At 68.1% G+C, this 17080-nt stretch carries 21 protein-coding genes and 1 tRNA gene; 9 read left to right on the top strand and 13 right to left on the bottom strand.

Annotation, left to right across the window (positions count from 1 at the left end):
- The gene (locus tag ACM608_RS08280; RefSeq protein WP_419682750.1) at positions 1–1956 is read right to left on the bottom strand and encodes a PAS domain S-box protein; all 1956 of its coding nucleotides are present in this window, start codon (positions 1954–1956) and stop codon (positions 1–3) included.
- A 196-nt stretch (positions 1957–2152) separates the two neighbouring features.
- On the opposite strand from ACM608_RS08280, the gene ACM608_RS08275 reads away from it, so the two are divergent.
- Both ACM608_RS08275 and rsmD read left to right on the top strand, forming a co-directional pair.
- The gene (locus tag ACM608_RS08275; protein WP_419682749.1) at positions 2153–2989 is read left to right on the top strand and encodes a pseudouridine synthase; all 837 of its coding nucleotides are present in this window, start codon (positions 2153–2155) and stop codon (positions 2987–2989) included.
- Positions 2990–3131: 142 nt separating this feature from the next.
- The gene (rsmD, locus tag ACM608_RS08270; RefSeq protein WP_419682748.1) at positions 3132–3668 is read left to right on the top strand and encodes a 16S rRNA (guanine(966)-N(2))-methyltransferase RsmD; all 537 of its coding nucleotides are present in this window, start codon (positions 3132–3134) and stop codon (positions 3666–3668) included.
- Positions 3669–3686: 18 nt separating this feature from the next.
- On the opposite strand, the gene ACM608_RS08265 is transcribed toward rsmD, so the two are convergent.
- Together ACM608_RS08265 and hrpB are read right to left on the bottom strand one after the other, a co-directional pair.
- Complete coding sequence (locus ACM608_RS08265) at positions 3687–3983, bottom strand: ETC complex I subunit (protein ID WP_419682747.1); 297 nt, start codon at positions 3981–3983, stop codon at positions 3687–3689.
- Between the two features lie 52 nt (positions 3984–4035).
- Entirely contained in the window at positions 4036–6468 is a 2433-nt protein-coding gene (hrpB, locus tag ACM608_RS08260; RefSeq protein WP_419682746.1) for an ATP-dependent helicase HrpB, read from the bottom strand.
- Positions 6469–6497: 29 nt separating this feature from the next.
- On the opposite strand from hrpB, the gene ACM608_RS08255 reads away from it, so the two are divergent.
- A complete protein-coding gene (locus ACM608_RS08255) occupies positions 6498–7247 on the top strand; it encodes a DUF72 domain-containing protein (protein ID WP_419682745.1) in 750 nt (249 codons plus the stop codon).
- Between the two features lie 103 nt (positions 7248–7350).
- Here the strand turns inward: ACM608_RS08255 and ACM608_RS08250 are convergent, their stop codons facing one another.
- Positions 7351–8388 carry a polyprenyl synthetase family protein gene (locus tag ACM608_RS08250; RefSeq protein WP_419682744.1) on the bottom strand — a complete coding sequence of 346 codons (1038 nt, stop codon included), beginning with the start codon at positions 8386–8388 and terminating at the stop codon, positions 7351–7353.
- 79 nt (positions 8389–8467) lie between these two features.
- Here ACM608_RS08250 and ACM608_RS08245 point away from each other — a divergent pair, with 79 nt between their 5' ends.
- The 3 genes from ACM608_RS08245 (at position 8468) to ACM608_RS08235 (ending at position 9858) form a co-directional block, all read left to right on the top strand.
- Positions 8468–8752, top strand: a complete 285-nt coding sequence (locus ACM608_RS08245; protein ID WP_419685139.1) for a chorismate mutase — start codon at positions 8468–8470, stop codon at positions 8750–8752.
- Entirely contained in the window at positions 8749–9666 is a 918-nt protein-coding gene (locus ACM608_RS08240; RefSeq protein WP_419682743.1) for an ROK family protein, read from the top strand. The genes ACM608_RS08245 and ACM608_RS08240 overlap by 4 nt, the downstream gene beginning before the upstream one ends.
- Before the next feature lie 121 nt (positions 9667–9787).
- Positions 9788–9858, top strand: a tRNA-Gly gene (locus tag ACM608_RS08235).
- Here ACM608_RS08235 and ACM608_RS08230 read toward each other — a convergent pair.
- The 9 genes from ACM608_RS08230 to ACM608_RS08190 all read right to left on the bottom strand — a co-directional run bounded on the left by ACM608_RS08230 (position 9827) and on the right by ACM608_RS08190 (position 15725).
- A complete protein-coding gene (locus tag ACM608_RS08230) occupies positions 9827–11449 on the bottom strand; it encodes a recombinase family protein (protein WP_419682742.1) in 1623 nt (540 codons plus the stop codon). The genes ACM608_RS08235 and ACM608_RS08230 overlap by 32 nt on opposite strands.
- A 96-nt stretch (positions 11450–11545) precedes the next feature.
- Positions 11546–11926: a hypothetical protein gene (locus ACM608_RS08225; RefSeq protein ID WP_419682741.1), complete on the bottom strand. Its 381-nt coding sequence runs from the start codon at positions 11924–11926 to the stop codon at positions 11546–11548.
- A complete protein-coding gene (locus tag ACM608_RS08220; RefSeq protein WP_419682740.1) occupies positions 11923–13113 on the bottom strand; it encodes a DNA cytosine methyltransferase in 1191 nt (396 codons plus the stop codon). Before ACM608_RS08220 ends, ACM608_RS08225 begins: the two co-directional genes overlap by 4 nt.
- 2 nt (positions 13114–13115) lie before the next feature.
- Positions 13116–13637, bottom strand: a complete 522-nt coding sequence (locus tag ACM608_RS08215; RefSeq protein ID WP_419682739.1) for a hypothetical protein — start codon at positions 13635–13637, stop codon at positions 13116–13118.
- On the bottom strand, positions 13634–13888 hold the full coding sequence (locus ACM608_RS08210; protein ID WP_419682738.1) for a hypothetical protein: 255 nt from the start codon (positions 13886–13888) through the stop codon (positions 13634–13636). Before ACM608_RS08210 ends, ACM608_RS08215 begins: the two co-directional genes overlap by 4 nt.
- Positions 13885–14133, bottom strand: coding sequence for a hypothetical protein (locus ACM608_RS08205; protein WP_419682737.1), 249 nt, complete (start codon positions 14131–14133; stop codon positions 13885–13887). Before ACM608_RS08205 ends, ACM608_RS08210 begins: the two co-directional genes overlap by 4 nt.
- Before the next feature lie 76 nt (positions 14134–14209).
- Positions 14210–14485 (bottom strand): hypothetical protein, encoded by a 276-nt coding sequence (locus ACM608_RS08200; RefSeq protein WP_419682736.1) that lies wholly within the window; start codon positions 14483–14485, stop codon positions 14210–14212.
- A complete protein-coding gene (locus tag ACM608_RS08195; protein ID WP_419682735.1) occupies positions 14482–14721 on the bottom strand; it encodes a hypothetical protein in 240 nt (79 codons plus the stop codon). Before ACM608_RS08195 ends, ACM608_RS08200 begins: the two co-directional genes overlap by 4 nt.
- A 341-nt stretch (positions 14722–15062) precedes the next feature.
- The gene (locus tag ACM608_RS08190; protein ID WP_419682734.1) at positions 15063–15725 is read right to left on the bottom strand and encodes a LexA family protein; all 663 of its coding nucleotides are present in this window, start codon (positions 15723–15725) and stop codon (positions 15063–15065) included.
- On the opposite strand from ACM608_RS08190, the gene ACM608_RS08185 reads away from it, so the two are divergent.
- Genes ACM608_RS08185 through ACM608_RS08175 form a run of 3 tightly spaced genes read left to right on the top strand, consistent with a single transcriptional unit; the run spans position 15724 to position 17076 of the window.
- Positions 15724–16020 (top strand): hypothetical protein, encoded by a 297-nt coding sequence (locus tag ACM608_RS08185; RefSeq protein ID WP_419682733.1) that lies wholly within the window; start codon positions 15724–15726, stop codon positions 16018–16020. The genes ACM608_RS08190 and ACM608_RS08185 overlap by 2 nt on opposite strands.
- Positions 16017–16499 carry a hypothetical protein gene (locus ACM608_RS08180; protein ID WP_419682732.1) on the top strand — a complete coding sequence of 161 codons (483 nt, stop codon included), beginning with the start codon at positions 16017–16019 and terminating at the stop codon, positions 16497–16499. Before ACM608_RS08185 ends, ACM608_RS08180 begins: the two co-directional genes overlap by 4 nt.
- Complete coding sequence (locus tag ACM608_RS08175; protein WP_419682731.1) at positions 16483–17076, top strand: hypothetical protein; 594 nt, start codon at positions 16483–16485, stop codon at positions 17074–17076. Before ACM608_RS08180 ends, ACM608_RS08175 begins: the two co-directional genes overlap by 17 nt.
- Positions 17077–17080 lie beyond the last annotated feature (4 nt).

Below are 17080 nucleotides of genomic sequence, written 5' to 3'. Positions count from 1 at the left end.
TCAGCGCGGCCGCAGCCTCACGACCTTCCGGGCTGCCCGCGCGCCCGGCGCGGCGTCGGCCACCGCGAGCGCCAGTTCGCTTTCGAGGAACGGCTTGGCGAGCTTTCGCACCTGCGGCATCGCGCCGTCAGGCAGTTCGGCAAAGCCCGAGACCAGCACGACCGGCTTGTCGGGCCAGACCGCGCGGACGGCATCGGCCAGTTGGGCGCCGGTCATATCCGGCATGGCATAATCGGTGACGATCATGTCGACCGCGCCTTCGCCCAGCCGTTCCAGCGCCTCTGCGCCTGAGGTGGCGCGCACGACCCGATGGCCGAGATCCTCCAGCATGGCGGCGGTGTTGGTCAGGACCAGCGGATCGTCGTCGACCGCCAGGATGGTCATCGGCGGCACATCGGGCGCCACGAACGCGATTTCCGCGAGCTTGTCGGTGACCGTCTGATCGACGGCCACGGGCAGCCACAATTGAGCGGTCGTGCCGACACCGGGATCGCTCTTGAGCACCAGCCGGCCACCGCATTGCTCGGCGAAGCCATGCACCATCGACAGGCCCAGGCCTGTGCCCCGGCCCACGCCCTTGGTCGTAAAGAAAGGCTCCATCGCCCGCTCGAGCGTCGCCGCGTCCATCCCCTCGCCATGATCGATGACGGAGATGCACACGCAATCGATCGGCGCCGCGACCCCGTCGCGCAGCACCGGCATCCTGTCCTCGTTCGCGGAGATGATGATGCGGCCGCCGGCGGGACTGGCGTCTCGCCCGTTTACCGCCAGGTTGAGCACGGCGAGTTCCAGCTGTGCCGGATCGACGCTGACCGCCCGGATCGACAAGGGGAAGCGCGTTTCGACCGACACCCCATTGCCCAGCGTCCGTTCCAGCAGGCTGGCCATGCCACGGACCAGTGCGACAGGATCGACCGTCTCCAGCTTCAGTTCCTGGCGCCGCGCAAAGGCCAGCATGCGCTGGGTCAGCGTCGCGCCGCGCTCCGCCGCCTTCATCGCGTTGTCGAGGAAACGGGTGGCATCGTTGCCCTTCGCCGCGTGGCGCTTGGCGAGGTCGAGGCTGCCGATGATGGCGGCCAGCAGGTTGTTGAAATCGTGGGCGACGCCGCCGGTCAGCTTGCCGATCGCGTCCATCTTCTGCGACTGGAAGAAGGCCTCGCGGGCCTGTTCGAGCGCCTGCTGCGACTCCCGCCGTTCGGTCAGGTCGCGCGTGATCTTGGCGAAGCCGATCAGCTCCCCGTCGTCGTCGTAGACCGCGTCGATGACGACATTCGCCCAGAACTGGGTTCCGTCGCGCCTGACGCGCCAGCCCTCCGCCTCGAAGCGCCCGGCCTCGCGCGCCGCGCGGAGCGCCAGCTCGGGCATGCCGGAAGCGCGGTCCTCGTCGGTGTAGAAGCGGGAGAAATGGTCGCCGACGATCTCTTCCGGCACATAGCCCTTGGCGCGCTGCGCACCAGGGTTCCAGCTGATCACCACGCCGGACGGGTCCAGCATGTAGATCGCGTAGTCGGTTACCGATTGCACGAGCAGCCTGAAGCGTTCCTCGCTGCGGCGGAGCGCCTGCTCGGCCAGGCGCCTGTCCGTGCGGTCGCGCGTCACCTTAGCGTAGCCGACCAGCCCACCGTTCTCCCAGATCGGGTCGATCACGACGTTCGCCCAGAAACGCGATCCATCCTTGCGCACGCGCCATCCGTCCGCCTCGAAGCGCCCTTCCTCGCGCGCGGTCTTCAGCGCACGGGCGGGCAGACCGGCCGCCTTGTCCTCGTCGGTGTAGAAGCGGGAGAAGTGCTGACCCAGGATCTCGCTCTGCCGGTATCCCTTGAACCGCTCCGCGCCCGCGTTCCAACTGGCCACGATCCCGTCGGCGTCCAGCATGTAGATGGCGTAATCGGTGACACTCTGGACCAGCAGCTCGAAACGCGAGCTTGATTGCGGCGTGCTCATGGTCTCGGGCAAACAGCCGCTTCCTTGATCCATATCAAACTGCATGCGCCAACGCGCGTCCCTTGGTCCGGTTCCATCCATATCGCGCATAATCTGTAACTTATCTGTAACGTCGCGCAAACGACGCGAAACGGCGCTTCCGAGCCAATAGGACCGCCCTACGCTCTCCCACTCCCGCTCTCCGACGGAAATCGCTAGGACAGGGCGGATGTCCAAGCCTCCCCTCTCCCGACCTCCCGGTCAGAAGCCCCCTGGCGATCGGCCCCGGCGCGGCCCGGGCCGCTCCGCCGCCCCGCCCCGCACCGTCGCCGCGCCCAAGCCGAAGGGCGCGCCGGAGCGCATCGCCAAGCTGCTCGCGCGGGCGGGCATAGCCTCGCGGCGTGAGATTGAGCGGATGATCGCCGAAGGGCGGATCGCGCTGAACGGCACGGTCCTCGACACGCCGGCGACGCTGCTGACCTCGCTTCACGGCGTCACGGTCGACGGCAACGAGGTGAAGGCGCCCGCCCCCGCCCGCCTGTTCCGTTTCCACAAGCCGACCGCCCTGCTCACCACCGAGCGGGATCCGAAGGGCCGGCCGACGATCTACGACAAGCTGCCGAAGGACCTGCCGCGCGTCATGCCGGTGGGGCGCCTCGATCTGAATACCGAGGGCCTGCTCCTCCTCACCACGGACGGCGAGCTGAAGCGCCAGCTGGAACTTCCCTCGACCGGCGTCGAGCGCACCTACCGCGCCCGCGTGTTCGGTTCGGTAAGCCAGGAACAGCTGGAGGACCTTATCCACGGTGTCGAGATCGAGGGCGTGCGCTACGGCTCGATCGACGCCAACCTCGAACGGCGCACCGGTCGCAACGGCTGGGTCGAGATGCGCCTGACCGAAGGCAAGAACCGGGAGGTGCGCCGCGTCCTCGAGTTCCTCGGCCTGCAGGTCAGCCGCCTGATCCGCACCAGCTACGGCCCCTTCGCGCTGGAGGACCTGCCGGTCGGCGCGGTGGATGAGATCCGCCAGCACGATCTCGTGGTGTTCCGGAAGACACTCAAATGATCCTCCCTAAGCGATGCTTGGGGAGGGGGACCATGCGCAGCATGGTGGAGGGGCGGCGGTGTAACCGCCCTCTGCGCCTCTACTCCCCCACCACCGCCTTCGGCGGCGGTCCCCCTCCCCGAGCAAGCTCAGGGAGGATTTGATGCGCATAATCGCCGGGCTCTACCGTGGCCGCCCGCTCGTCGCCCCGGCGGGTGCCACCACCCGCCCCACCGCCGACCGCGTCCGCGAGGCGCTGTTCTCCATGCTGACCAGCCGCCTCGGCAGCTTCGAGGGGTTGCATGCCGCCGACCTCTTCGCCGGCTCGGGCGCGCTCGGGCTGGAGGCGTTGTCGCGGGGTGCTGCGGATTGCGTCTTCGTCGAACAGGACAGCGCCGCCCTCGCCGCGATCAAGGCCAATGCGAGCCGGCTGGGGCTCTCGCCCGACATCCGCCAGCTTGCGGCCGAGCGCTTCGCCAGCACCCGCCCGCTCGACCTCATCCTGATCGATCCGCCCTACAATACCGGTCTGGGGCAGCGCGCCCTCTCCCACCTCGCCCATCGCGGCGGGGTTGCATCGGGAGCCTGGGCGAGCATCGAGACCGCACGGACCGAGGAGATCGACGTCCCCGGCTTCACCATCGACGCCGAGCGCCAGTTCGGAAAGGCGCGCCTGACGCTACTCCGCTACGAGGGCTGAGCGGCGCCGGTTCAGCCGTCAGTCGATCGCCACGCCGGAGAAATTGTCGGCATAGGCCTGGATCTTCAGCACCTTCTCGCCGGCCGGCACGACATGGTACGCCATGCCCTGCGCACGAGCGTATTCCACCGCCTTGTCGAGCGTCGGAAAGGTCAGGCGGATTTGGCCGTTGGTGTCGCCCGAACCCGCCCATCCGGTCAGCGGATCGGCGCGCTTCGCCTCGGTCGGCTCATGTTCCAGCACCCAGCTGCCGACCTGGGCCTTGCCCGACTGCATGGAGCTTTTGATCCGCTGGTAGATGCGCGCCGTGGGCATGGAGGCCTCTCTGGAATGAGTGCCCGCGACCTGCCGCCAGAGCACGTCCCCGTCAAGACCGCGCCTGCGCGCGCTTGGTCCGGAGGGTCGGATCGGCGGCTGCGGGATCGTCCGGCCACGGATGCCTCGGATAGCGACCGCGCATCTCCTTGGCGACGGCCGCCCAGCTGCCCGACCAGAAGCCGGGCAAGTCGCGGGTGGTCTGGATCGGGCGGCCCGCAGGAGACGTAAGGCGGAGGACCAGCGGCACCCTGCCCTCCCCGACGACCGGGTGGACGGCAAGGCCGAACAGCGCCTGCACGCGCAGTTCGACGGCGGGTCCGCCCTCGGCCGCATAGTCGATGGCGTGGCGAGTCCCGAGCGGCGTGACGAATTCCGCCGGGGCGACCCGATCGACCTGCTGCCTGCCGTCCCAGCCGAGGCGGCTCTCCAGCGCCTGCAGCAGATCGTGAGCGGGAATGACGGACAAGCGGCGCCGTCCCTCCAGCAGCGGCGGGAGCCAGTCGTCCAGATCCGCAAGCAGCGCATCGTCTGACAGGAGATCCAGGCCGGCATAGCGCGCGCGGGTTCGCAGCGCCTCGGCAGCGTCCGGCCAGGGAAGCAGCGAGAGCCCGCCCTGGCGCACCCCCTCCAGCAAGGCGGCAGCGATCGCTGCCTTGTCGGGCGCGTTATCCGGGCCGCCGCCCAGCTTCAGCGCACCCAGGCGGCGCTCGCGCGTCGCGGTGATGCCGCCGGTAGCGGGATCGAAACGCACCTCGCGGCGCGCTTCGATCCGGTCCGCGAAGAGCGCCTCGATCGTGACGAGGTCGATCGCGGCGGCGGAGAGGATGCGCGCGCCGGAGGCGGCCCCTTGCGTCTCGGCCACGGCGAGCCATTCGGCGCGGGCGAGCGGCGACAGCGGATCGAGGCGGAACCCGCGCCCGCCGGTCGATGCCCAGTTCTCGCCCGACGAGTCGCGCCGCCGCGCGATCCGATCCGGAAACGCCAGGGCGATGCAGGTGGCGATGGCATACTCCCCGCCGCCGCTCACGCCCGATGGAGCAAGCCGGCGCGCCAGTGCCCTCGCCGCATCGGCGCGCCTGCCCTTCTCGCGACGCCAGCGCTCGATGCGCTGGGCGAGATCGGCACTGTCGCCGCCAAGGCCCCGTTCGCCAAGCAGGACGGCGACCTCCCCGGCCACCCCGCCCAAGCCCAATTCCCCGCCGCGCACCAGCATATGCCCGATGCGCGGCGCGACCGGCAAAGCGGCGATAGCGCGACCATGCGTCGTGACACGCCCGTCGGCATCGATCGCGTCCAATGCAGCGAGGCGCTTGCGTGCCTCCGCGACCGCAGGCGCGGGTGGCGGATCGAGCCAGCGCAGGCTCGCCGGGTCCGTCACCCCCCAGAGCGCGCAATCGAGCACCAGCGCCGACAGGTCCGCCTCCAGGATCTCGGGCGGATCGTAGGGCGGCAGGCCCGCCGTCGCGGCGGCCTCCCACAGGCGATAGGCCACACCGGGCGCCTGCCGCCCCGCACGGCCGGCCCGCTGGGCAGCGGCGGCCTGGCTGACCCGCTCGGTCACGAGCCGGGTCATGCCGGCGCCGCGATCGTAGCGCGGACGACGGGCGAGGCCGGAGTCCACCACCACGCGGACCCCGTCGAGGGTCAGGCTGGTCTCAGCGATCGAGGTTGCCAGCACCACCTTGCGCTTGCCGGGCGGGGCGGCGGCGATCGCGGCACGCTGCTCCGTCGGGTCGAGCGTCCCGTGCAGGCGGTGGACCTCGACCTGCGATGGCAGGCCGGTAAGGCGGTCGGCGGTGCGCTCGATCTCGGCCACGCCGGGCAGGAAAGCGAGGATGCCGCCCTCTTCCTCTTCCACCGCGCGCCGGATGGCGGCCGCCATCTCGTCCTCGATCCGCGCCTCCGCCCGCCGGCCGATATGGCGGAGGTCGAGGGGATGTGCCCTGCCCTCGCTCTCGATCACCGGCGCGCCGTCCATCAGGCGGGAGAAGCGCGCACCGTCCAGGGTCGCCGACATGGCGAGCAGGCGGAGGTCGGGGCGGAGCGCCACCTGCGCGTCGAGGGCCAAAGCCAGGCCGAAGTCGCTATCGAGGCTGCGTTCGTGAACCTCGTCGAACAGCACGGCGGAGACGCCGGCAAGTTCGGGATCGGCCTGGATGCGGTTGCGGAAGATACCCTCGGTCAGCACCGTCACACGCGTCGTGGCCGACCGCTTGCTGTCCATGCGGGTGGCGTAGCCGAAGGTCCGGCCGACCGGCTCGCCTGCCAGCGCCGCCATCCGTTCCGCCGCAGCGCGGGCGGCGAGGCGACGGGGGGAGAGCAGCAGAATCTCGCCGCTGCACCATTCCTCGCCGAGCAGCGCAGGGGCGACCGCCGTCGTTTTGCCCGCGCCGGGTGGCGCCACGAGCACGGCCGAGGACTCTTGCCGGAGCACGTCCAGCAGGGCAGGCAGCACGTCGTGGATGGGCAGGCGTTCGGTCACGCCCTCCCCTTAGGCAAGAGGAGCGGCGAATGGCAGGCACGATCCGCATCGGCATCGGCGGCTGGACCTTCGAGCCGTGGCGCGGCGTCTTCTACCCCGAGGGGCTGACTCAGAAGAAGGAGCTGTCCTACGCCGCCGAGCGCCTGACTTCGATCGAGATCAACGGCACGTATTACTCGACCTTCAAGCCGGACAGTTGGCGCAAGTGGCGGGACGAGACGCCGGAAGGATTCGTCTTCTCGGTGAAGGCGAGCCGGTTCTGCACCAACCGCAAGGAACTGGCGGGTGCGGCCGAGTCGATCGAGAAGTTCCTGGGTCAGGGCATGACGGAGCTCGGCGACAAGCTGGGGCCGATCAACTGGCAGTTCATGGGAACCAAAAAGTTCGACGCCGAGGACTTCGAAGGCTTCCTGAAGCTGCTGCCGAAGGAGCGGGACGGCCTGAAGCTCCGGCATGCGCTGGAGGTCCGCAACCAGAGCTTCGATTGCCCTCAGTTCATCGACCTCGCGGGCAAGTACGGCTGCGCCATCGTCTACGGGCTGGACGATGAGGAACCGGGCTGGCCGCTGATCGACGCGGCCACCGCCGACTTCACCTATGCGCGGCTGATGTCGAGCCGGGAGGAATTGGCGGCCGGTGTCACAGACAGCGAACTCGACGGGTTCTCCGCCCAGACCCGCGCCTGGGCGGAGCGCGGCGACGTCTTCGCCTACTTCATCTCAGGCGCCAAGGTCCGCAATCCGGCCGCGGCGATGGCCCTGATCGAGCGGGTGAGGTGATTTAGCAACCGGCCCGTGCTCCTGCGAAGGCAGGAGCCCAAGCGACCGGTTCGTCTCAGGCTCCTGCTTTCGCAGGAGCACATTCAAGGGACGGCTCTAGGTTCTAGTAAGCCCGCGCCACTGCGAAGTCGACGGCCTCGATCAGCGCCGCCTTGGCGCGGTTCGCGGGGAAGCTGCCGAGGGCGTCGATCGCGCGCTGGCCGTAGTGGCGGGCGCGGGCGAGCGTGTCGTCGATCGCGCCGGTCGAGCGGAGCAGGCCGGTCGCATAGTCCAAGTCCTCGTCCGACACACGCCGCCCGTGCATCGCGTCGCGCCAGAACTTGCGCTCCGCCTCGTCGCCACGGGCGTTGGCGAGGATGACGGGCAGCGTCACCTTGCCGTCGCGGAAGTCGTCGCCGGTGTCCTTGCCCATCGTCTTGCCATCCGACAGATAGTCGATCGCATCGTCGACCAGTTGGAAGGCGATGCCGAGGTTGCGGCCATAGGCGTCGAGCGCCTGCTCCACATCGGGCTCCCGCTCGGCGACGACGCCTGCGATGCGGCAGGCGGCGGCGAAGAGCGCTGCGGTCTTGGCCGAGATGATGTCGAGATAGGTCTGCTCGTCGGTCTCGATCCGGCGCTGGGCGGAAAGCTGGTTGACCTCCCCCTCGGCGATCACCGCCGACGCGCTCGACAGGATCTTGAGCACGCGGAGCGACCCGTCCTCGACCATCAGCTCGAACGAGCGGGAGAACAGGAAATCGCCGACCAGCACGCTCGCCGGATTGCCCCAGATCACGTTGGCGGTCCGCTTGCCCCGGCGCAGGCCCGATCCGTCGACCACATCGTCGTGGAGGAGGGTCGCGGTGTGGATGAACTCTACCGCGGCGGCGAGCTTGTGGTGGCGGCTGCCCTGATAGTCGAGCAACGCCGCGCAGGCGAGCGTCAGCATCGGCCGCATCCGCTTGCCGCCGCCGGCGATCAGGTAACCGGCAAGCTCGGGTATGAGCGGAATCTCGCTCTGCATCCGGTCGAGGATGACCTGGTTGACCCGGTTCATGTCGGTGGCGACCAGCGCCATGATCGGGTCGAGCGAGGGTTCGCGGGTGCGGTTGAGGGGCACGACGTCGGCTGTCACGCGCCGCCCCTTGCGCGCTCGCATGGCGGTTGTCCAGCTTGGCGGGGTTGCGGCGGGCGGCGGGTGCGTCCAAGAGCAGGGTGAACAGGCTGCGGAGGGACGGATGACCGGTGAGGCGCTGGGCGGGTTCCGCCAGAGCATCGACAATATCGACGCGGCGCTCGTCTGCATGCTCGCCGAACGCTTCCGCATCACCAAGGCCGTTGGCCAGTACAAGGCCGAGCACGGCCTGCCTCCCGCCGATCCGGGGCGGGAAAAGGCGCAGATCGAGCGGTTGCGCCGCCTCGCGGCCGACGCCCAGCTCGACCCCGACTTCTCCGAGAAGTTCCTCCGCTTCATCATCGACGAGGTGATCCGCCACCATGAGCGGGAGCGCGAGAAGGCGTGACCCGCCCCCGCATCGGCATCGATTTCGGCGGCACCAAGATCGAGACCGCGGCGATCGGCGCGGATGGCGAATGGCTGCACCGGGTTCGGACTCCGACGCCCAGGAACTATGAGGCGGCGGTCGCGGAGACGGTGCGCCTCATCCGCGAGACCGGGGCCGCGATCGGCGGCGAGGCGAGTGTCGGCATCGGCATCGCCGGCTCGCCCTCCCCGCGCACCGGCCTCATGCGCAACGCCAACGCCACCTTCCTGAATGGCCGGCCGTTCGGGGCGGATGTCGAGGTGGCGCTCGGCCGGCCGGTCAGGATCGAGAACGACGCCAACTGCCTCGCTTTGTCGGAGGCGCATGACGGTGCGGCGGCGGGCGCACGCACCGCGTTCGCGATCATCATCGGTACGGGCTGCGGCGGCGGGGTGGTGGTGGACGGGCGCACGGTGACCGGCGCCAACGGCATCGCGGGCGAATGGGGCCATGTACCCCTCCCCTGGCCGGGCTTCGCCGAGGTGCCGGGCCCGAGCTGCTGGTGCGGCCAGCATGGGTGCCTGGAGATGTGGGTGTCGGGCACCGGCATCCGCCGCGACCATCTGGAGCGCACGGGCGCGGTCACGGACGCCGCCGAGATCGTCACGGCGGCGCGGGCGGGGGAACCCGGTGCCGTCGAGACGCTCGACCTCTACGTCGACCGCCTCGGCCGCGCGATGGCGATGGCGGCGAACCTGATCGACCCCGACGTGTTCGTCCTCGGTGGCGGCATGTCGAACGTGCCTGAACTCTACGATCGCCTGCCCGCCGTGATCGAGCGCTACGTGTTCGCCGACGAATGGCGCGCGGTGATCGCGCCGGCGAAATGGGGCGACTCTTCCGGGGTCCGGGGCGCGGCGCGTTTGTGGCCGGAGGATGGGCGCGGGGGCTGACGGCCCGGCCTTGGCAACAGCGTTGACCGGATGGGATCGATATGCCAGTGCGGCCCTGTCCGGCTTTCGCGGTGGGATCGGCTGCAAATCGTCAGCTTTCCTGCCGCTAAGTGCCTGACATGCGGGTGTAGCTCAATGGTAGAGCAGAAGCTTCCCAAGCTTACGACGAGGGTTCGATTCCCTTCACCCGCTCACCCATTACCGTAAGTGGTTCCGTGGTGACGGCTTGGCCGGTGGCGAGCGCTAGGATGTTCGCGAGGCGGCCTTCGAAGTCGATGGCGACGCCCCTGCCCTTCTCCGCAGGTACGCAGGTGACACGGTCGATCAGGCTGCGGACGATCGGCATGGCTTCCGCCCGGCTGACTTCATCGGACAGCGCCACGCTCAGTGCGGCGACCTGCTGGCGATAGTCGGCCGCGATTTTCGGGTGGAGGGTGATAACCGGCATCGCCTCGATCGCCGCCAGTTCTTCGGTCGCGGCGGTCCGCTCGGCCCGCGCCGTGGCGAGAATTTCGCGGATCTCCACGAACTCGTCCGCGCCCGTCGCGATCGCCTCGACTAGGCGGTTCACCTTGGCCGTCGCCTCGGCAAGCCGCTTCTCCAATCCGGCACGTTCCTTTTGCAGCTGGGCGGTGCGGCGGGCCATGTCGCGGTGAAACTCCCGCACATAGGCACTGACGATTTCCGGGTCGAGCATCCGCCCTTCGAGACCGTTCAGGATGCGATGTTCCAGCGTCTCCGTCTTGATGCTGCGATTGTTCGTGCAGCCGCGCCCGTCGGCGTATCGGCCGCAGCCCCAGTAGCCGCCGCCACGCACGGTGAAGCCGCCGCCGCAGACGCCACAGTAGACCAGCCCCGACAGGAAGTGCTTCGGCCGGCGGCAGAAGTCGATCCGCTGCCCGTCATAGCGCTGCCGCTGCTGCTGCACGCGTTCCCAGGTCTCATCGTCGACGATGCGCAGAGCCGGGGCGGCCGTGCTGATCCATTCCGATTCGGGATTGGGCTTGATCCGCGTGCGGCGGGTCTTCGGATCAACGATTTTCCTCGTCCGGTTATGCACAATCTCGCCGACGTAGAGCCGGTTCTGAAGCATGCCGTTCTGCCGGATGCGATCGCCGTGAATGGTCGAGGCACGCCACGTCCCGCCGGACGGCGAAGGCACGCGGTCCCGATTTAGCCGCTCGGCAATCTGGCGCGTGCTCTGGCCGTTGGCGAAGTCACGGAAGATCGACCGGACGACCTCGGCTTGATCCTCGTCAATCTCTCGCAAGCCGCGAATCAGTTCACCGTTGCCGTTGAGCCTGTTCGCCTTGCGATAGCCATAGGCCAGCCCGGCGGGGCTGCGCCCGTCCGCGATCGTGCCGGACTGGCCGCGCTTGATCTTAGCGGCAAGCTCTTTGCGGAACTGGCTATCGATCAGCCCCTTGAAGGCGGCGGTCATGTCGTTGACCTCGCCATCGTTCAGGGTGAACAGGCGTGCGCCGGCGTAGATGATCCGTTCGCGGATGGCGTGGCTGTCACCGATGTGGCGCGCGATGCGATCGGTCGATTCGGCCAGCACCTGATCGACGCCGCCGGCCTCGACGCGGGCCAGCAAGGCGTTCAGGCCGGGGCGATGCTCCTCGCCGATGCCGGCGGCACCGCTGATCGCGTAATCCGTGAAGATGTCGACGATCGTCCAGCCTTCGCGATCCGCACGTTCGCGGCAGACGCGGACCTGGTCGTCGATCGAACGCCTATTTTGAAGGTGACTGGAGAAGCGGGCGTAGACGACCGTCCGCATCGTGCGGTTCCTTTCTTCGGGCCGCTGCAAACTCGCGTGCAGCCGCCGCGCGTGCAAGCGCCTTCGCAAGCTCGATCAGGGCGGGATCGGCGCGGCTCACCGTTCGCGCAGTCCGTGGCGGTAGCAGAAGGCCATGTAGGCGTCGGGAGCCATGCGGTTGGCGGCGCGGTCTTCCTCGATCCAGTTCTGGATCATGCGCTGGCATTCGAGGCGTGCGCGGGCGCCGGTCGCCTTGTCCCTGCGGAAGCCGTCGCGCGTGATCCGGGCCGCCATTGCGACGGGTAGGTATGCCTTGCCTCGCTTCGCCATGCGGTTGTGGAAGGCGATGCGGTGCGGGGTCGAACAGAAGAGTTGCGCCGCCTGCCCCGGTGCGGGCGCGAACGGCACGCCGCATTCCGCGCAGCGCGTGCGGTGGCGCGGATCGGCGGGATCGGCCTGACGGGCGTTTTCCGGGGCGGCGTGTAACACGGCGCTCATGGCGCAAATACCTGGAGCAGCGCGCGCTCCGTTCTCAGGATTGCGCGGCCGATTGCTTCCGGGATCTGCGGGATGACGGCGTCGCCGAACGCTTCGACGATGAGGCTGGCGGCAGACTGCCCCTTGCCATCGCCGACATCAGCGCGCGCGCCAGCCAGCCGGGCGGAAAGCCCATCATCCAGCCATAGGTGATGGGCAAGGTCTTCGAGGGACCAGAGAGGCCCGCCTTCGACAGCATCGCTGCGATCAGGCGCGCATACTGCCACTTGTCCGGTGCCCGATCCGTCATCGCCCCATCCAATACCGCGTCCATCGTCGGCGATTTCCGTTTGTCGTAGGCCGGGCTCCATGCATCCATGCGCTTGTCGCGCTTGGTCGGGGTCGGGAGTGTTTCGTGAGCTGCCGGATGAAGCATCGTCGGCAAATTCATACCCGTCGTTTTCTCGCCCCGAACCTTCGTCAATTCCGGCCCATGCGATGCATCGCTCTTTCTGGGTGTCGGCAGCATTGGTTCCTGAAGCTGATGCCGCACAGAGCCCATGCGGCCGGTGTCCCCGCGCGCGCCCGCCTTCATGTCTGACGCGCGCGCAGCCGAAAGGATCATTCGGAATGGATAGGTCGAGCCCGCTCCGCCCCCTGCCCCGTTCGCCATGCCATCCGAAGCCATTGGGGTCGGCAACTTGCTCGACATCGCACCCGATGAGCCAGCATCGCGGTCGCTCGTGGTTGGCGCCGATGTCTCCAGCACGAACCACGACCGGCCAGCAGGAGTAGCCGATTGTCTCCAGCGCAGCGATGACGGCGTCAGCTCCGCGAGTTCGGAGATTAGCGCTGTTCTCAAGAGCGAACCAACGAGGGCGGACTTCTCCGATGATGCGGACCGCCTCGAAGTAGAGCCCCGACCGCTCTCCATTGACACCCTTGCCTTTGGTGTTGGCGCTGCTGATGTCTTGGCAAGGGGGGCTGCCGACAACGATGGACGGAAGCCGTCCAAGATCGCGGCGAAGTCGATCTGCTGTGAGGGTTCGCACGTCGTCATAGAGGATCACCCCCGGATTGTTTTCGGCGTAGAGCGCACGGCGCCAAGCCACGGCTTCACAGGCGGCAATGGTGCGATATCCAGCGCGGTGCATGCCGAGCGACCAGCCGCCAGCCGCAGCACTGAACAGATCGAGGACATCGAGCACGGCTATGCGGCTTTCCTCTCAGCGGCTGGCAGGTCGGCGAAGGTCCAGCCGGCGCGGCGGGCGTCTTCGGCGTCGGCGAGGCGGGCGGTGCGCCAGTCGGCGCGCGCGGCCTCCCATGTTGCCTGTGCGCGGGCGGCTATGGGGCCAAGGCGGGCGGCGGTCTGGCGGTAGTGAAAGATGAGCGTCTCGCTCGCTTCCAGCAGGATCGCGGCGCGGGCGGCTTCGTCGCCCTTGCGGGTGGCCATGCGGGCGTAGCGCTCGCAGCCGGCGGCGAGGCTCTGCGCCTTCTCGCCGGGCAGGAAGCGGTCGACGTCGGCGGGCATCGGCTCCAGCAGCGCGAGGGCGCGCCATTCGCGGGCGATGTTCTGCGCGAGATCGAGGCCGCGCCGCGCCTCCAGATTGGTCATGGCCTCGCGCTTGACGAGATCGGGGTAGCGGCGGAGGCGCTCGACATGGATGACGTTCGCGTGGTGCGCGAGCCATGCCCATTCGTTCCAGCGCGGCGGGGGGCCGGGGCGGGTCATTCCGCCGGATCGCCCACATAGATCATGACCGGCGGGTGCGCGGAGCCGAGCACTCGAAGGTAAACCTTCGCGCCGGCTTGCAATGCCGCGAGTTCAGCGACGGTTGGTTCCCAGGCCGAGACCATGCAAGGCATGTCGCCGTTCATCTCGCGCCTGATGGGAAGTCCGAGGCACGGACCGCTGGTTTCCGGTGTCCACCCAGCCGGCGCGCCGAGTACGACGTGATAGCCCTCGATGACCGCGACGATCATACCACTACCCTCGCCTGCGCGATCGCGGCCTCGGCCTGTTCGACCAGAGCCGGGTGGGCGGTTGCCTCTCTGTTGTGGAAGGCCTCGACCAGGGCGATCAGCGCCTGGAAGAGTTCGTCGGCGGCGGCCATGCGGTAGGCCGTTTCTAGGCTGACCTCTTCAGCGATCTGGGCGGCCGTGCTGCCGTCTTCGATAAAGACGATCAGGTCGCGCCGCTCGTCGTAGAGGAAGGTGCGGTCGCTCACGACAGCACCGCCCAGCCGGTCCAGCCGATGGCGCTCCAGAGGAGGACCGCGAGGACCAAGATGGCGAGGGCGCGGCTCACAGGAAGCATCCCAAGACGCCGGCCAGACCGATCGGCCCGCCGACGAAGACGATGCCGAGGAGGACGCCGATGGCGATTGCGCCGGCCATCTGCTCACGGCCGAGGCCGCGCGGGGTGTCGTTCCAATCGTCGGGCAGTCCATCGATCGTGGGCGCGTCGACGCGGTGGGCGGCGAAGGCCTGACGGGTGACGCGGACGGCGGCGCGGTGGCCCTGCCCTCCGCCGGCATTGTCGATCGCCATGTCGGCGAGGGCGCGAGGATCGCCGATCATCGTGCGGCAGCCTCAGAAGCGACGAAATCCTCGTCCGGAACGACGGTGCGGGTCTCGACAACCGGCTGCGGCACGCGGCGGAGGGTGGAGCGGGCGACGCGGCGACGGCGCTGCCCGTCGGTCACCAGCGTCTGGCCGGAGCCGTCGGTGAAGTGCTGAACGACCGTGACGATCTTGCCGTTGACCATCGCCTTGCAGTTCGGCTGGTCGAAGGCGGCTTTGGTGTCCTGAAGCATGAAGGCCTCCCGTGTTGCGGGATGCCATATCCGATAATCGTAACTGTCATGTCAACGGAGATTTATACGATCATCGTATAATACCTTGAGCGTCGTTCTCTTTCCGTTCCACTGTTGCCCTAGATCAAGGTGAGTCGAGCGGATGCCACAACGCAAGTACGTCTACCGACTGGTTGTATTCAGGGAGGGGCGCGCGCCCTGGCGCAAGTCGCGGCATGAAGCCCGGCGCGACGCCATCGAACTAGGTATGGGCAGTTACGACGAGAACGGCTGCTTCTTCATCACGGTCCCCGCCGACATCGAGCAGCTAGAGGATGGCTGGGAGGATTTCCCCGAGAAGCCTACGCGCGGGACGCAATCCAGATCACACGGCCGACAACTTCAAAGTGCCCCTGCCCCAGAACGATATCGACGTGCGCCGGGTTGGAGGAGAGCGGGACGAGCCGCGCAGGATCTGAGCGGAACTCCTTGAAGGTTGTCTCTCCATCCTCATTGAGGACGACGTATAGCCTTCCCGGGTAGAGGGAGCGATCCTCAGGATCGACGACGATCGTAGCCCCATCCTGAGCGCGAAGGTCCATCGAGTCTCCAGCGACCCGCAACGCGAAGGCGCGGTGCGGGATCGACGGGTCCAAGGCGGGCATGGAGGCGAGCGGGTGACGCACAGCCTCCCGCCAATTCCCAGCCGCAACCTGACCGATGATCGGGATCGCGCGCAGCGGACCTGGCATTGCCGGATCGTGCTTTGCCAGCAATTCCCGCAAGCGATCCATCTCGTGGAACTGAAACCGGCGCTTCCCGCCGAGGGTCTCGCTCACCTTCTTTTGGGTCAGTCCGAGATGCTCGGCGATATCGATCTGCCGCAACCCAGCCCGCTTAATGGCCGCTTTGATCTCAATGAGGTCCATCCCCCGATCAAAGCCAAGCTTCAGATTATCGCAAATCCGAAGGTCGTAAGTTTTCCCTTGCGAACAACTTACGATTATCGGATATGTCGCGCCCATGGCGAGCGAACCACACCCGATCATAGACAATCTCGGCGGCACATCCGCTGTCGCAAAGCTGGTGCATCGTCGCCCATCAACCGTCCATTCTTGGCGCGAAGTCGGGATCAGCAAGTCGAACCTTGACCATATCCGTCTTGCCGCTGGCGAGCGAGGGCGGGGCATAGACTGGAACGCCTACGCGCAGAGCCAAGGCTATGAACTGAGCGTCGATCATGACGCGAGCGATACGGTCGCGGATGGTGCGTCGTCTCCGGGAAATTCCGAAGATGTTTCCCACGGGGCGACGGCATGAGCGGTCCCGCCCCTCATGAGGCACGGCGGCGGGCGATCAAGATCGCGTTCGGCGAGCTGATCGGCAAGATCGGCGGGATCGAGGCGGCGGCGGGGTTCACGCGCGTCGGCAAGTCCACGCTGGCCCGCTACTACTCGCTCGCCCCGGCCGACGCCGAATGCTTCCCGCCGGCCGACGTGATCGACGATCTGGAGCGCGTCGCGGGTGACCCGATCGTCACCCGCATGATGGCGCGGGGACAGGACTATCTGCTGCTGCGGGACGTGCAGGCCGGGTCCGTTTCGATCATCGACCTGCATGCGGCGATCGCCAATTGCGCGAAGGAGCATGGCGACGCGGTCGCCTCGCTCCTTTCCGCGCTGACCGACCTGGCACTGACGCCGGCCGAGGCGCGGCGCGTGATCCGCGAAATGGACGAGGAACTTCAGGCGCATCTGCGGCTGCGCGCGCTCGTCGCCCAAGTTGCGGAGAGCGAGTGATGGCGGCGGGGGAGAATCTCACGACGCGCTGGGCGTCTGGTACAAGACGCCGGAGGCGCTCGAAAACTGGCTGCGCACGGCCGAACCGGGTGACGAGTTCACCTATGCGCATGCCAGCATGCTGCGGCCGGAGCCGATCGTCGCCGCCGTCGCCGCGCTGGTCAAGGAAGGCGAGGTGCAGCCGGCGCAGCGGATGAACGGGTGCGGCAAGCACTACATCATCCAGCGCACGTCCGGCGAACGACGCACGGCGCCTGTCCGGCCCGCCCGGCGGACGGTGGCGGCACTGCCAGCCGAGGAACAGCGGGTCTACCTGATCCTCGGCAATGCCGCGCGCGCCGGGCGGGTGTGCCCGTCCAACAGCGCCCTGGTCCGGCTGGCGGGGCTGACCACGCGCCAGCAGGCTGCGCATCTGATCGAGAAGCTGGCGATGCGACGCGGGTTGATCGCCGTCGAAACGGTGATGACGGCGGCCGGACCGGGGCGGATCGTGACGATGGTGCGATCCGGGCGGCGGACGGCGGACCCGCGTGGTGTCAGCGTCCCGCAACCCGCAGCGTCGGGTGCGCAGGGATGATCGT

It is taken from the genome of Sphingomonas sp. ID0503 (assembly GCF_048565625.1).
Classification (GTDB): domain Bacteria; phylum Pseudomonadota; class Alphaproteobacteria; order Sphingomonadales; family Sphingomonadaceae; genus JBLZUR01.
The sequence above is the reverse complement of the archived record's forward strand: the minus strand, read 5'-3'. Positions and strand labels throughout refer to the sequence as shown.

Excerpts from the sequence above, each read along its gene's own strand:
- ACM608_RS08275 (WP_419682749.1), top strand. The coding sequence starts at position 2,153 with ATGTCCAAGCCTCCCCTCTCCCGACCTCCCGGTCAGAAGCCCCCTGGC.
- rsmD (WP_419682748.1), top strand. The coding sequence starts at position 3,132 with ATGCGCATAATCGCCGGGCTCTACCGTGGCCGCCCGCTCGTCGCCCCG.
- ACM608_RS08265 (WP_419682747.1), bottom strand. The coding sequence starts at position 3,983 with ATGCCCACGGCGCGCATCTACCAGCGGATCAAAAGCTCCATGCAGTCG.
- ACM608_RS08255 (WP_419682745.1), top strand. The coding sequence starts at position 6,498 with ATGGCAGGCACGATCCGCATCGGCATCGGCGGCTGGACCTTCGAGCCG.
- ACM608_RS08250 (WP_419682744.1), bottom strand. The coding sequence starts at position 8,388 with ATGCGAGCGCGCAAGGGGCGGCGCGTGACAGCCGACGTCGTGCCCCTC.
- ACM608_RS08245 (WP_419685139.1), top strand. The coding sequence starts at position 8,468 with ATGACCGGTGAGGCGCTGGGCGGGTTCCGCCAGAGCATCGACAATATC.
- ACM608_RS08230 (WP_419682742.1), bottom strand. The coding sequence starts at position 11,449 with ATGCGGACGGTCGTCTACGCCCGCTTCTCCAGTCACCTTCAAAATAGG.
- ACM608_RS08225 (WP_419682741.1), bottom strand. The coding sequence starts at position 11,926 with ATGAGCGCCGTGTTACACGCCGCCCCGGAAAACGCCCGTCAGGCCGAT.
- ACM608_RS08215 (WP_419682739.1), bottom strand. The coding sequence starts at position 13,637 with ATGACCCGCCCCGGCCCCCCGCCGCGCTGGAACGAATGGGCATGGCTC.
- ACM608_RS08210 (WP_419682738.1), bottom strand. The coding sequence starts at position 13,888 with ATGATCGTCGCGGTCATCGAGGGCTATCACGTCGTACTCGGCGCGCCG.
- ACM608_RS08200 (WP_419682736.1), bottom strand. The coding sequence starts at position 14,485 with ATGATCGGCGATCCTCGCGCCCTCGCCGACATGGCGATCGACAATGCC.
- ACM608_RS08195 (WP_419682735.1), bottom strand. The coding sequence starts at position 14,721 with ATGCTTCAGGACACCAAAGCCGCCTTCGACCAGCCGAACTGCAAGGCG.
- ACM608_RS08185 (WP_419682733.1), top strand. The coding sequence starts at position 15,724 with ATGGCGAGCGAACCACACCCGATCATAGACAATCTCGGCGGCACATCC.
- ACM608_RS08190 (WP_419682734.1), bottom strand. The coding sequence starts at position 15,725 with ATGGGCGCGACATATCCGATAATCGTAAGTTGTTCGCAAGGGAAAACT.
- ACM608_RS08180 (WP_419682732.1), top strand. The coding sequence starts at position 16,017 with ATGAGCGGTCCCGCCCCTCATGAGGCACGGCGGCGGGCGATCAAGATC.